General features: G+C 70.1%; 12 protein-coding genes. 4 read left to right on the forward strand and 8 right to left on the reverse strand.

The window, feature by feature from the left end:
* The 8 genes from J2847_RS27635 to J2847_RS27670 form a co-directional block, all read right to left on the reverse strand.
* Nucleotides 1–1056, reverse strand: coding sequence for an ABC transporter ATP-binding protein (locus tag J2847_RS27635; RefSeq protein ID WP_209781973.1), 1056 nt, complete (start codon nt 1054–1056; stop codon nt 1–3).
* Nucleotides 1057–1228: 172 nt separating this feature from the next.
* Nucleotides 1229–2437, reverse strand: coding sequence for an extracellular solute-binding protein (locus tag J2847_RS27640; RefSeq protein WP_233474838.1), 1209 nt, complete (start codon nt 2435–2437; stop codon nt 1229–1231).
* Nucleotides 2438–2608: 171 nt separating this feature from the next.
* Nucleotides 2609–4123 (reverse strand): chromosomal replication initiator protein DnaA, encoded by a 1515-nt coding sequence (gene dnaA / locus J2847_RS27645; RefSeq protein ID WP_209781974.1) that lies wholly within the window; start codon nt 4121–4123, stop codon nt 2609–2611.
* A 600-nt stretch (nt 4124–4723) separates the two neighbouring features.
* The gene (gene rpsT / locus J2847_RS27650; protein WP_085555766.1) at nt 4724–4984 is read right to left on the reverse strand and encodes a 30S ribosomal protein S20; all 261 of its coding nucleotides are present in this window, start codon (nt 4982–4984) and stop codon (nt 4724–4726) included.
* Between the two features lie 174 nt (nt 4985–5158).
* Entirely contained in the window at nt 5159–5935 is a 777-nt protein-coding gene (locus J2847_RS27655) for an enoyl-CoA hydratase (RefSeq protein WP_209781975.1), read from the reverse strand.
* Between the two features lie 95 nt (nt 5936–6030).
* Entirely contained in the window at nt 6031–6303 is a 273-nt protein-coding gene (locus J2847_RS34355; protein ID WP_233474839.1) for a hypothetical protein, read from the reverse strand.
* Between the two features lie 202 nt (nt 6304–6505).
* Entirely contained in the window at nt 6506–7348 is an 843-nt protein-coding gene (gene mutM, locus J2847_RS27665) for a bifunctional DNA-formamidopyrimidine glycosylase/DNA-(apurinic or apyrimidinic site) lyase (RefSeq protein WP_209781977.1), read from the reverse strand.
* Between the two features lie 96 nt (nt 7349–7444).
* A complete protein-coding gene (locus tag J2847_RS27670; protein ID WP_325169498.1) occupies nt 7445–9187 on the reverse strand; it encodes a sensor histidine kinase in 1743 nt (580 codons plus the stop codon).
* Nucleotides 9188–9481: 294 nt separating this feature from the next.
* On the opposite strand from J2847_RS27670, the gene J2847_RS27675 reads away from it, so the two are divergent.
* The 4 genes from J2847_RS27675 to J2847_RS27690 all read left to right on the forward strand — a co-directional run bounded on the left by J2847_RS27675 (nt 9482) and on the right by J2847_RS27690 (nt 14113).
* Complete coding sequence (locus J2847_RS27675) at nt 9482–9862, forward strand: response regulator (protein ID WP_209781978.1); 381 nt, start codon at nt 9482–9484, stop codon at nt 9860–9862.
* 99 nt (nt 9863–9961) lie between these two features.
* Nucleotides 9962–10750 (forward strand): class I SAM-dependent methyltransferase, encoded by a 789-nt coding sequence (locus tag J2847_RS27680; RefSeq protein ID WP_233474840.1) that lies wholly within the window; start codon nt 9962–9964, stop codon nt 10748–10750.
* A gap of 13 nt (nt 10751–10763) precedes the next feature.
* A complete protein-coding gene (ubiB, locus tag J2847_RS27685; RefSeq protein WP_209781980.1) occupies nt 10764–12302 on the forward strand; it encodes a 2-polyprenylphenol 6-hydroxylase in 1539 nt (512 codons plus the stop codon).
* A gap of 119 nt (nt 12303–12421) precedes the next feature.
* Entirely contained in the window at nt 12422–14113 is a 1692-nt protein-coding gene (locus J2847_RS27690) for a sensor histidine kinase (RefSeq protein WP_209781981.1), read from the forward strand.
* The last annotated feature ends 39 nt before the right edge of the window (nt 14114–14152 follow it).

Here is a 14152-nt window from a genome sequence, read left to right on the forward strand (position 1 = left end):
TCAGGACGCGGCCGGCAGCGCCACCGCGTCCTCCGCCCGGAAGCCAAGCCGGGCCGGCTGGCCGGGGACGAAGGCCGGCTCCTGGCCAAGATGCGGCACCTGCACGGTCAGCCCGCCCTCCAGGAAGGCGTTGACGAAGGCGCCCTCGAAATCGCTGTGGGTCACGCGGGCCTCCAGCGCGTTCTCGTCCCGCCCCAGCGCCAGCCGCTCCGGGCGGACGAACAGGGTGGCGCGCTCGCCCGCCGCGAGGTTGCGCGGGTTGCGCCCGCGCAGCCGCCCGAAACCGGTGTCGAGCACCGCCCAGCCTTCGGCGGTCTCGACGACCGTGCCGGCGAAGCGGTTGGTCTCGCCGACGAAGGAGGCGACGAAGGCGGTCTCCGGCCGGTCGTAGACGCTCGGCCCGTCGCCGACCTGCTCCAGCACGCCGCGCGACATCACGCCGATGCGGTCGGACATGGTCAGCGCCTCGCCCTGGTCGTGGGTGATGTAGATGAAGGTCACGCCGGTGCGGCGTTGCAGCTCGCGCAACTCGCCCCGCATGTGCTGGCGCAGCTTGAGGTCGAGCGCCGACAGCGGCTCGTCGAGCAGCAGCACCGCCGGCTCGACCGCCAGGGCGCGGGCGATGGCGATGCGCTGGCGCTGGCCGCCGGACAGGTCGGTGACGCGCTTCCCGGCGGTGTCGGGCAGCGCCACCAGCTCCAGCAGCTCGCGCACCCGCCGCTTGCGGTCGGCCGAGGGCACGCCGCGCACCTCCAGCCCGAAGCCGATGTTGTCGGCCACCGTCATCAGCGGGAACAGCGCCAGATTCTGGAAGATCAGCGCGGTCGGCCGCCTGTTCGGGCCGATGCCGCGCATGTCGGCGCCGCCGATGCGGATGGCGCCGCCCGTCGGCTCCATGAAGCCGGAAATCATCCGCAGGATGGTGGTCTTCCCGCAGCCCGACGGCCCGAGGAAGCTGAAGAACTCCCCGGCCCGGATGGTCAGCGAGACGTCGCGGACGGCGACGGTCTCGCCGAACCGCATGGTGACGGAGTCGAGTTGGACGTCCTGGCTCATGGATGAAGGGCGATCCGGCAGAGAGTGTTCAAATTCATCTGTGTTTATCTGTGTTCATCTGTGTCAAAGACCAAACTGAACGGCCTGTGAATTGAGACACAGATGAACACAGATGGACACAGATGAACAGGGATGCTTGAACCCGTTCACCCGTGTCCTGGAAACACTGACCTCACGCCGCCAGGAAGCGGTCCTGGTATTCGTTGCGGATCGAGACGTACCAGGCTTCCTGGATCGGCCACCACCACAGCTTCTGCAACGCGTCGCCCGGATAGGCGTCGGCGAAGAACTGCTTGTTCAGGTCGGTCAGATGCGCCTCGGCGCCGACCGCCGTGCTGGAGATGCCCGAGAAGTTGGTGTAGAGCGCGCCCGCCTCCGGCGTGTAGAACCAGTTGATCCAGGCGTAGGCGTTCTCCAGGTTCTCGGCCTTCTTCGGAATGGCGAAGCCTTCCATCCAGGCGAGCGCACCCTCCTTCGGGGCGACGAAGCGGACCGGCAGCCCCTCCTTGCGAAGCGCGACGGCGGTCGAGTCCCAGGTCTGGCCGATGACGCAGCCGTTGGTGCGGAAGGCGCCCTGCGCCTCGTTCTCGTTGGTCCAGAACTGGGCGACCGACTTCTTGTTGGCGGCGGCGACCTTGAGGATCGCGTCGAAGTTGGCGCGGGCCTTGGCCTCGTCCTTGAACTGGTCGCGGATCGGGTGCGGCAGCTTGCCCTGGCTTTCCAGCCACAGCCCGATGCCGATCAGCGAGGAATGGCCGCGCACCGTCACCTTGCCGGCGTTGGCCGGCGCCCACAGGTCGCCGTAGCTGGCGCTGCCGTAGGCCAGCGGGGCGGCCTTCGGGTCGTAGGCCAGCCCCTCGGTGCCCCAGTCGGCGGGCGCGAGGAAGCGCTTGCCGCCGACCACGCCGCCCATGCCGGCGGAGCCCTCGACCGACGACTTCAGGCAGCCGTCCCACTTGACCTTCGACTCGTCGAGCGGCTGGACGAGGTCGAACTCGACGTAGTTCGGCACGCGGTCGACCGTCGGGTGGATGATGTCGAAACCGGCGCCGCCGGTCGCCTTGAGCTGGTTCAGCAGCTCGTCGTTGGTGCCGTATTCGGTCAGGGTCGCCTTGACGCCGGTCTTCTTCTCGAAGTCGGCGAGCATGTCCGGGCTGATGTAGCCGGCCCAGGAGAAGATCTTCACCGAACCGGAGGCGGCGCGGCCCTCCCGCAGCACGAACGGCCCGACCGAGGCGACGCCGGCGACGGCGGCCGCGCTCTTCAGCAGCAGGCGGCGGGAGAAGCTCCTGGCGGCGCGCTGGGTCTCCGCGCTCGACCGCTGGGCCTCGGTCATGGTGGCAAGGCTGGTCGGGCCGATCTTGCTGTCGATCTTCGGCATGGCGCCGTTCTCCCTGTTCCTGGGCGTTGTCGCGTTCCACGGGGGGCGGCCTGGGTGCCGTCCCGCTCAAGTCCGCGAGTGTGCCCGAGAGAACCGGGGGCCGTCCATGTTCCACACGGGGGCCCCGCCAAACTTCATGCGTTCGTCATACGCGAACGGGACTGGAACCGCTCAGCTTTCCAGCATGCGGCGCAGCAGCTCGACGTCCTCGGCGAAGGAGGGGTCGGTGGCGCGCAGCTCGTCCACCTTCTTGACCGCGTGCATCACGGTGGTGTGGTCGCGCCCGCCGAACTTGCGGCCGATCTCCGGCAGCGAGCGGGCGGTGAGCTGCTTGGCAAGGTACATGGCGATCTGGCGCGGGCGCGCCACGGCGCGGGCGCGGCGGGCCGAATGCATGTCGGCGACGCGGATGTTGTAGTGCTCGGCGACGCGCTTCTGGATCTCGTCGATGGTGACGCGGCGGTCGTTGGCGCGCAGCAGGTCGTGCAGCACCTCCTGCGTCGTCTCCAGCGAGATGGAGCGGCCGACCAGCTCGGCGTGGGCGACGATGCGGTTCAGCGCCCCTTCCAGCTCGCGCACGTTCGACGTGATCTTGTGGGCGAGGAACTCCAGCACCTTCAGCGGGATGGTCGCCTGGAGCGCGTCCGCCTTGGCCTGGAGGATGCCGAGCCGCAGCTCGTAGGTGGTCGGGTGGATGTCGGCGACCAGCCCCCAGCCGAGACGGGAGCGCAGCCGCTCCTCCATGCCCTCCAGGTCGGACGGGCTCTTGTCGGCGGAGATGATGACCTGCCGGTTCTGATCGACCAGCGCGTTGAAGGTGTGGAAGAACTCCTCCTGGGTGGAGTCCTTGCCGCTGATGAACTGCACGTCGTCGATCATCAGCACGTCCACCGAGCGGAACTGCTGCTTGAAGGCCATCGTGTCCTTGAAGCGCAGCGCGCGGATGAACTGGTACATGAACTTCTCGGCCGACAGGTAGAGCACCTTGCGGTTCGGGTCGTTCTTGCGGATCTGCCAGGCCAGCGCGTGCATCAGGTGGGTCTTGCCCAGCCCGACGCCGCCGTAGAGGAACAGCGGGTTGAAGGTGACGGCGGTGGCGTCGGCGACCCGGCGGGCGGCGGCGTGGGCCAGCTCGTTCGGCTTGCCGACGACGAAATTCTCGAAGGTGAAGCGCGGGTCGAGCGCGGCGGACAGGTCGGAACGGTCCTCCAGGATCGCCGGCACGGCGTTCGGCGACTCGTCCGACGCCCCCCCGCCGTAGGAGGCGGAGGTGTAGGAGGCGGCCGGAGCCGTATCGCCGCCCGGTGCCGGACGGCGTTCGGCCGGCGGGGAAGCGAAGGAGGCACGGGACTCGGCCCGCTCGGCCGGACGACCGGGCGCCGGGTCGTCGCGGTCGTCGTTGTCGGCGACGAGGGCGGCGGGCGCGCTGGTCGAGGCGACGATGACGTCGATGGAATGGACCTCGGGATTCTCCCCGTTCCACAGGGCGCGGATGCGGTCGGCGTAGTGGGTCAGCACCCAGTCGCGCATGAAGCGCGTCGGCACGACGATGCACACCTCGCCGCCGGTCATGCTGGCGACGGACAGCGGCTGAAGCCAGCTGCGGTAGGCGATCTCGCCCACCTCATCCTTCAGGCGCCCGCGAATGCGCGCCCACTGCTGATCCAACGACACGCCGACCGACATGCTCCCCCTGCCCCTGCTCCCCGCCCCGGACGCACACGCCACGGGAGGCCGGGATCATCCCGCCACCGGAACCGGCCGGCGCTTGTTCCCGTGGCCGTTCGATCCCACGGCCGTTCCATACACATGGCTGTTCGACCGCCGGCTTGTTCCCCCCCGGAAGACTCCCAGGATGGATGCCCACGATCGGATCGGCCCAACGACACAAAAGGCGAAATTGTAAATCCCGCCATGAACGCAACGTGTTTAAGGAAAAGAAGATCCCGCTCCCCGCCGTGACTCCCTCATCACCGGCTGGTCCAAGACCTCCGCTTTCTTGTCATGTTCCCGAGCGGGGCGTAACGTGGCGAACACATCGTTTCGCACTCCCGAACGGAAGAAAACTTTAATCCCAGCCAAGATGTCTGGCAATGGGACAGATGGCGAACGGGCCAAAAAGACGAAATCGTTCGTGCCAGGCAAAAGACCGATAACAGAATCCATAGGCCAAATTATCGAAAATCCAGGACAGCGAGCGAACTTGCAAATCTTCACTTTAAACGCAAAAAGCCGCGCCCCGAGTCACGGGCGCGGCTTTTTGAAACCAGCGATGAAGACTCTAAATCACAGAGCCTTGATGCGGGCCGACAGGCGCGACAGCTTGCGCGACACCGTGTTCTGGTGCAGCACGCCCTTCGAGACGCCGCGCATCATTTCCGGCTGGGCGGACTTGAAGGCCTCGGCGGCGACGGCCTTGTCGCCGGCCTCGATGGCGCTCTCGACCTTCTTCACGAAGGAACGGATGCGGCTGACGCGGGCACGGTTGACTTCCGTGCGACGCTCGGTCTGACGAATGCGCTTTTCAGCGGACTTATGATTGGCCATGGAAACCCTACTCCGAACGACACGGCTGTCGTGATGCGAGCGCGCCTTATACGCGCCGAGGACATCCGAGTCAAGGCGCCCGCCGCCGTCCGTCTGTTCTTTCGGCGGCGCGACGACATCTTGACCGGATCTGTCCCTCCCCCACCAGATGCGGGGGAGGGCTCCGGTGTGGAATCAGCGATTCTTCCAGGTCGGCTGGCGCTTCTCGGCGAAGGCGGCCATGCCTTCCTTCTGGTCCTCGGTGGCGAAGGTCGAGTGGAACAGGCGGCGCTCGAAGCGCACGCCCTCGGCCAGCGTGGTCTCGTAGGCGGCGTTGACCGCCTCCTTGGCCATGGCGACGACCGGCTGCGACAGCGAGGCGATCTTGGTGGCGACCTTCACCGCCTCCTCGACCAGCTCGGCGGCCGGGACGACGCGGCTGACGAGGCCGCAGCGCTCGGCCTCGGCGGCGTCGATCATGCGGCCGGTCAGCACCATCTCCATCGCCTTGGACTTGCCGACGAAGCGGGTCAGGCGCTGGGTGCCGCCGGCGCCGGGGATGGTGCCGATGGTGATCTCCGGCTGGCCGAACTTGGCGGTGTCGGCGGCCAGGATGAAGTCGGCCATCATCGCCAGCTCGCAGCCGCCGCCGAGCGCGAAGCCCGCCACCGCGGCGATGGTCGGCTTGCGGGCCTTGGCCAGACGCTCCCACTTCGCGGTGATGAAGTTGGAGTTGTAGACGTCCATGTAGGAGAAGCCGGCCATCTCCTTGATGTCGGCGCCGGCGGCGAAGGCGCGCTCCGACCCGGTGATCACGATGGCGCCGATGGCGGAATCGGCCTCGAAGGCGTCGAGCGCCTGGCCCAGCTCGGTCACGAGCTGGTCGCACAGCGCGTTCAGCGCCTTCGGACGGTTCAGCGTGATCAGCCCGACGGGGCCACGGGTCTCGACGAGGATGGTTTCGTACGACATGGTTGCAGCACTCTCCCGATCTGGCGGAGGCCGGCGTCGCGGCGCCCCGGTTGGTTTCGCGTTTCGCGTGTTATGGTTGTCTGGCGACGGCCGCCTCAGCGCGGGTTCAGCGTGAAGCGGATGGTCGTCGGTTCGGCCCTCGCCGCGGCGGACTTCACCGTTCCGGTGAATTCCAGCCTCAATTCCTCGCCCTCGCGGACGAAGACCCGCTCGGCGGTGCGCCGCCAGCCGAGCTGCGGCAGGGTCTGGTCGTAGAAGGCCAGCACCGCGTTGCGCGGCACCGCCCCCGACAGCACCGCCTGGACGATGCGCCCGCCCGGCTTGTCGAAGACCAGCGGCTCGGCCTCCGCCGCCCTCAATCCGGGCATGGCCGGAACGTCGGGCAGTCCTGGAACGAAGGGGCCGGGAAGGACGGACCCGGAAGCGGAAGGCGCAGGGTCCGCCGCCTCGGCCGGAATGGAGGAAAAAGCGAGGCTCCCCAGGCCCGCGACCGCGGGGCCGGCAAGGAGGAGTGCGGCGACGAGCGCCGCCCGAGGCGTGGCCGGAAAAGCCGTCATGGATCCAGGTATATCAGCGTTGGCGCGCCGCACAATAGAAAGTCGAGCGCCCGGACTGTACAATGCGCCGCACGCCGCCGGTCGCGGCCACGTCGCAGGAGCAGCCGGGGCACGGCTCGCCCGCGCGATCGTAGACGGCGAACTGGTGCTGGAAATAACCCAGCTCCCCCGACGCCTGCCGATAGTCGCGCAGCGACGAGCCGCCGGCCTCGATGGCGCGGCCCAGCACCTCGCGGATCGCGGCGGCCAGCCGGTCGGCCTTGGCGCCGCTGACGGTCGAGGCGATGCGGGTCGGGCTGAGGCGCGACTGGAACAGCGCCTCCGACACATAGATGTTGCCAAGCCCGGCGACGACCGTCTGGTCGAGCAGCGCCGCCTTGATCGGCGTCATCCTGCCCGCCAGCCGCTCGGCCAGCACCGGGCCGGAGAAGGCGTTGCCGAGCGGCTCCGGCCCCAGCGTGCGCAGCATCGGGTGGTCGCCCAGCGCGTCGGCGCTCGCCAGATCCATGAAGCCGAAGCGGCGGGCGTCGTTGAAGGTGACGATGGTGCCGGCGTCGGTCTCGAACACCACATGATCGTGCTTGCCGGGGCTGTCGGGCCGTTCGGGCGTGATGATCATCCGGCCGGACATGCCGAGATGGGCGATCAGCACCGCCCCGTCGTCGAGATGCACCAGGATGTATTTGGCGCGCCGCCGCACCGACTCGACGCGGCGGCCGGTCAGCCGCTCGACGAAGCCGGGGGGAAAGGGCATGCGCAGGTTGGGGCGGCGCTGATCGACGCGGACCAGGACGCGGCCTTCGAGGTGCGGGGCGAGGCCCCGGCACACGGTTTCGACTTCGGGAAGCTCGGGCATGGGGCAGAGGGTGGGGTGAACGGGACCGGAACGCAAGAGGGGACGGCCGGGATGACGGCTGCGGCCGTCACACGGCCACGCTGACAGAGGCGGCCGTCACACGGCCACGGCCGGCTGCGGCGCCTCCCGCACGCCGTTCCGCGCGGCGGCCGGCACCGTCAGCGTGGCCCGGCAGCCGTCCCGCGTGTCGAAGGTCAGCCTTCCCCCGATCTGGACGACCAGCGCGTTGACCAGCGCGGTCCCGACGCCGCCCGACGGCGGCCCGCCGGCGCAGCCGGCCCCGTCGTCGGCCACCACCAGCCGCAGTCCGGCGGCGTCATGGGCGAGCGTGACCGAGACGCAGCCCGGCCTGCCGGCCGGGAAACCGTGCTTGAGCGCGTTGCTGACCAGTTCGTTGGCGATCAGGCCGAGCGGGGTCGCCGCCTCCAGCGAGCAGATGGTCGGTTCCGCCTCGACGCGGATCGCGACCGCCTCATGCGGCCGCAAGCCCGACAGCGCGTCGCAGAGCCGCCGCAGATGGTCGGCGAAATCGAGCCGGGCGAGGTCGTCGGACAGGCAGAGCTGCTCGTGCAGCCGCCCCATCGCGGTGATCCGCCGCGACAGCGCCTCCAGCCGGTCGCGGCCGGGATCGCCCTTGGGCAGCCTGCGCATCTCCATCATCATCAGGCCGTAGACGACCTGGAGGTTGTTCTTCACGCGGTGGTGGACCTCGTGGAGCAGGGTGGTCTTCTCCTCCAGCGACTCCTTGAGGCTCCTCTCGGCGCGCCACAGCTTCCCGACATAGCTCCGGATGGCGGCGGACAGGGTGGCGACCTCGGCGTAGCGGCTCGCGGCCGGCAGGGTCGGCAACGCCCCCTCCGGAGCCGCCCCCACGGCCCCGGCCATGGCGCGGAGCGGGGCGGCGATCCAGGTCGCCAGGAGGTACCCGACGACCACCGCGAGCAGGCTGCCCGCCACGCCCCAGGCGATCACGCGGTCGCGCAGCGCCGTCACGGGGGCCATGGCCAGCGCGGCCGGCTCGCGCAGCACCACCTTCCAGCCGAGGCCCGGATAGTCGCGGTATCCCTTCGTCACGGCCAGCCCGGTCATGTAGGCGGTGCCGTCCGGCCACACACGCAGGCCCGCCTCCGCCGACGGCGACGGCAGGTCGGCGAGGCGCTGCCCGACCAGCGGCTTCGGCCCGAGAAGGACGGTATCGTCGGCGGCGAGGATCATCGCCTCCAGCCGCCGCCCCTCCACGATCTCGCCCAGCACCGAGCGCTCGACCTCCGTCGCCCAGTCCCAGCTCAGATGCGCCGCCACCACGCCGAGGACGGCGCCGCCCTCGTCGCGGACCGGGGCGGCGAGATCGACGAAGCGGGGAACCTCCGGGCGGTCGGCGTAGAGCAGCTTGGCAAGGACGACCGCGTCGTGGACGTCGCCGACATAGGGACGCTCCAGCGCCTGCCGCCACCAGTCCCGCCCGTTGACGTCGCGCCCTTCGTTGACGCGGCCGGTCGCGGCCTGGAGGATGCCGCGCGGCTCGATGAAGCCGATCCAGGCGTAGTCCGGATAGGTGTCCTGAAGCTTCTGGAGCACCGCGCGGCGGGACTCGCGGGTCGCCTCGGCCGAGCGGATCGCCTCCAGGCTCGTCACCACCAGCAGGTCGCGGTAGCGCTCGAACATGCCACGGTCCAGCTTGTCGGCGACCTGCCCGGCGTACCCATGGAGCTGGACGCCGATCATCTGACGGATCCGGCCGCCGGCCTCGGCCTGGAGCAAGGCCGCCGTGCCGATGGTGAAGGCCAGCCCGACCCCTCCCAGACACGCCGCGAGCACCGTCCTCAGCCCTGCCCTCACGATCGCGCGCCCCTTGTCCTTGCGCGGGCTCCGGTCACAGGCCGGACGCCCAGCTCCGGGCATCATAGCCTGAAAGCGCGGGGGACGGCGAGGGCCGGGTGCACCACCCCAAAGTCCGGGTGCGCCACACCGAAGCCCGGGCGCGCCACACCAAAGGTTGTTCAGGGCTTTTCCCTATCGCCCTACCCCCTCCCGTCGGGCTAGGATGCCGGACCGGTTCGATGCGGGAATCGGTTCCGCGCGGCGCGTGCGCCCCACCGTCCACGCGCGTCCCACCGCCATGGAAGAGCAGCCATGCCCGAAAGCCCCCACATCCTGCTGGTCGACGACGAGGTGCTCGCCATCATGGCGCTGGAGCAGGGGCTCGTCGAAGAGGGCTTTCGCGTCACGACCGCCTTCAACGGCAAGATGGCGCTGGAGCGCTGGCGCGGCGGCCGCTTCGACGCCGTGGTCACCGACCTGCGCATGCCGGTGATGGCGGGGGACGAGCTGATCCGGAACCTGCGCGGCGAGGCCCCCGACCTGCCCGTCGTCGTCGTCAGCGGCTACGCCACCCCCGATCTGGCCGAGCGGCTGAAGGCCAGCTTCCAGGCACCGATCCAGGTCATGAGCAAGCCCGTCCGCGTCGAGGAGATCATGGGCACCCTCCGCACGATGCTGCCCGCCCATTCCTGACGGGAGCGGGCGTGGGAAGGGGGCGGGCACGCAAATCGCCGCATCCTCCGCCCAAGCCCCCGCTGGCGTCGCCCCCCGCGCCGCGCTATGTTCCCGGCCATGAGCGACACGCCCCCCCGTCAGAGCAAGCCGGCCTCCGGCCCCGTCTCCGGTTCCGAAGGCAACTGGTTCGGCTTCACGCCCGTCGATCCCGACGCCAAGTCGGGGCTCGTCCGCGCCGTCTTCGGCAGCGTGGCGACCAACTACGACCTGATGAACGACCTGATGTCGGGCGGCATCCATCGGCTGTGGAAGGACACGCTGATGGCCATGGTGGCGCCCAAGCCCGACATGACGCTGCTCGACGTCGCCGGCGGCACCGGCGACATCGCCTTCCGCTTCCTGAACGGCGGCGGCGGGGCGGCGGTGGTCTGCGACATCACCGAGGCGATGGTCCGCGTCGGCCGCGACCGCGCCATCGACCGCAACATCCTGTCCGGCGTGCACTGGACCGTCGGCGACGCCGAGAGGCTGCCGGTGGCGTCGCGCTCGGTCGACGCCTACACCATCGCCTTCGGCCTGCGCAACGTCACCCGCATCGACGAGGCGATCAAGGAGGCGCACCGCGTCCTCAAGCCCGGTGGCAAGTTCTATTGCCTGGAGTTCAGCCACGTCGTGCTGCCGGTGCTGCGCGAGCTGTACGACCTCTATTCCTTCCAGGTGCTGCCGAAGATCGGCCGGATCGTCGCCAAGGACGAGGACAGCTACCGCTACCTCGCCGAGAGCATCCGCCGCTTCCCGCCCCAGGCGGATCTCGCCAAGCGGATCGAGGCCGCCGGCTTCGCGTCGGTGCGGGTGCGCAACCTGACGGGCGGGATCGCCGCCATCCATTCCGGCTGGCGCATCTAGAGGCGATTTCCCCGTGTTCCGCATCCTGCGCAATCTCGTCCGCCTCGCGGTCATCGGCCGCACGGCCGCCCGCCACGACGCGCTGCCCGCGACCCTGCTCGGCACCGCGCCCGGCCTGCTGTGGCTGTGGCGCCGCGTCGCCCGGCGCAACGTGCCCGGCCGCGACGGCGAACGGCTGGCCCGCGCGCTGGCCGAACTGGGGCCGACCTACATCAAGCTCGGGCAGCTCCTCTCCACCCGCTCCGACCTCGTCGGCGAGCGGATGGCGGTCGATCTCGCCGAGTTGCAGGACAAGCTGCCGCCCTTCCCGGGCGCCCAGGCCCGCGCCATCGTCGAGGCCGAGTTCGGACAGCCGATCCAGGCGCTGTTCCGGAGCTTCGAGGACCGGCCGGTCGCCGCCGCCTCCATCGCGCAGGTGCATTTCGCGGTGACGGCCGACGGCGAGGAGGTCGCGGTCAAGGTGCTGCGCCCCGGCATCGAGGCCGCCTTCGAACGCGACATCGACCTGTTCTACTGGCTGGCGGCGCTCGCCGAGTTCGTCCTGCCCAAGCTGCGCCGCCTGCGCCTGCGCGAGGTGGTCGACACCTTCGCCCGCACCTCGCGGCTGGAGATGGACCTGCGGATGGAGGCCGCCGCCGCGTCGGAGCTGGGCGGCAACTTCACCAACGACCCGACCTTCAACGTTCCCCGCATCGACTGGGAGCGCACCGGCGGCCGGGTGCTGACGCTGGAGCGCATCCGCGGCTTCAAGGTGGACGAGGCGGCGCGCATCGAGGACGCCGGCTTCGACCGCGACGAGATCCTGGCGATGGCGTCGGCCAGCTTCTTCAACCAGGTGTTCCGCGACGGTTTCTTCCACGCCGACCTGCACCCCGGCAACCTGTTCATCAACGAGCAGGGCACCATCACCGCGGTCGATTTCGGCATCATGGGCCGGCTCGACCGGGCGACGCGCACCTACCTCGCCGACATGCTGATCGGCTTCCTGACCGGCGACTACCGCCGCGTCGCCGTCGTGCATTTCGAGGCCGGCTACGTCCCCCGCCACCAGTCGATCGAGGTCTTCACCCAGGCCTGCCGCGCCATCGGCGAGCCGTTGCAGAACAAGCCGCTGAACGAGATCTCGGTCGGCCGGCTGCTCGCCCAGCTCTTCGCCGTCACCGAACAGTTCGAGATGGAGACGCAGCCGCAGCTCCTGCTGCTCCAGAAGAGCATGCTGACGGCCGAGGGGGTCGGGCGCCTGCTGAACCCGAACATCAACATGTGGGAGCTGGCGCGGCCGCTGATCGAGGAGTGGATGCGCGAGAACCGCGGACCGGAGGCCCAGTTCCTGGAGGACGCCAACGCGGCGCTGTCCACGGTCCGCCGCGTGCCCGCCCTGGTCCGCGAGGCCGAGCGTGTGGTCGCCGACATGGCCGACGGCGGCCTGCGCCTGCACCCGGCGACGGTGCGCCAGATGCTCCAGGGCTGGAACCGCCGCCGGCGCGGCGAGCGCGCCGCCCTGTGGGTCATCGCCGCGCTGCTCGCCGTGATCGCCGTCCGGCTCGTCTGATTTCCTGACCTTCGACCGATCGGCAGCCGCGTGACACCGCCGAAAGGCAGGGTTACGATGTTGCGTTGCCACGCTACCATCCTGACCCGGACCGAAGGGATCGTCAGACGACCGACCGCATGGATCTGCCCCAGCCACCGGCCGCCGTGCCTTCGACGGGAGCCCCCGCCTCGTTCCGGAAGCCGCGCCTGGAGGCGGCCATCGGCTGGCTCGCGGCCTGCGGTCTGGTCTTCCTCGCCAGCGTCACCGTCATCGTCGGCGTGCAGTCGCGCGAGCGCGCCCTGGCCAACGCCCAGGACCGCGCCCTGGCCGCCGTCCGCGTCCTGGCGGAACACGCCGCCCGCCTGTTCGACGCCGCCGACCTGCTGGTCGAATACGCGGTGCAGGAGACGACCGGGCTGGACTGGGACGGCATCGCCGGCTCGCGGACCCTGTGGGAGCGGCTGGACAGCCAGCGCGCCCGCCTGCCCTTCCTCGACGCCGTCTGGCTGAACGACCAGACCGGACAGCTGCGCCTGACCACCATCGCCTTCCCGTCGCCCCCGTCGGACGCCTCCGACCGCGAGATGTTCCATTTCCACCGCGCCAACCCGGACCGCCCCTACATCAGCGAGCGCATTGTCGGGCGGATCACCAACAAGGCGTCCTTCCTGCTGAGCCGCCGCCTGTCCGCCCCGGACGGCGCCTTTCGCGGCATGGCCTCCGTCACCATCGATCCCGCCTATCTGTCCGGCTTCTACAAGGAGCTGGAGCTGTCCTACGAGCCGGTGACGGCGATGGTCCGCGACCAGGACCTGAGCGTGCTGGTCCGCGAACCGGACCGTTCGGCCGGTGCTCCCACCCCCCTGTCCGAAACCGGGCGCCGCGCCATCCGTGCCACCCCCGCCGGCGGCATCGTCAGCGACGAGTCGATCATCTTCGCCCACCGCCAGGTGGAGAACTGGCCGGTCCACGTCGTCGTCCAGCACGACGTCGCCCCGGTGCTCGACGCCTGGAGCCGCGCCATCACGCCCTATGTCGGGCTGGCCGCCGCCGCCGCCCTGGCGCTGCTCGCCCTGTCGCTCTTCGGTTTCCGGCAGGCGCGGGCCGCCCGGCTGGTGCAGAGCGAGCTGGAGGCGCGGGTGCGCGACCGCACCGCCTCGCTGGAGCAGGCGGTCGGCGAGCGCGACAGCGCGCTGGCGGAAAAGGACCTGCTGATGCGCGAGGTCAACCACCGCATCAAGAACAGCCTCCAGGTCGTCTCCAGCCTGCTGAGCCTTCAGGCGCAATCAGCCGGCGACCTGCGGCTGCGCGCCCAGCTCGACGAGGCCGGGCGGCGGGTGCAGGCGATCAGCGACATCCACCGCCTCCTCTACCGGATCGACGACGTCCGCTTCATCCCCTTCCACGATTACCTGACCGCGCTGTGCCGCGACCTCGAACGCTCGGCCCTGTCGGAGGGCGGCGGCTGGCGGCTGGAGCTGGCGGTGGAGCCGGTCGAGGTGCCGACCGACCAGGCCGTCCCCCTTGGGCTGATCGCCAACGAGCTGGTGATGAACGCGATCAAGCACGCCTACCCGGACCGCCGCGCCGACGGGCCGCCGCACCCGATCGCCGTCGGGCTGGCGCGCGAGCCGTCGGGCGCGATCCGCCTGACGGTGTCCGACCATGGCGTCGGGCTGCCGGCCGGGTTCGACTGGCGCCGCAGCCGCAGCCTGGGCATGCGCCTGGTCCACACGCTGTCGGGCCAGCTCGGCGCGACGCTGGCGGTCGAACCGATCGCCCCCGGCACCCGCTTCACCGTCCGCATGCCCGCCGCGCGCCCGGCCTGACGAACGGGACGCCCCATGTTCGCGTCTCCGCACCGACGC

Origin of the sequence: Azospirillum agricola, assembly GCF_017876095.1 — a bacterium.
In the GTDB taxonomy this organism is placed as follows: domain Bacteria; phylum Pseudomonadota; class Alphaproteobacteria; order Azospirillales; family Azospirillaceae; genus Azospirillum; species Azospirillum agricola.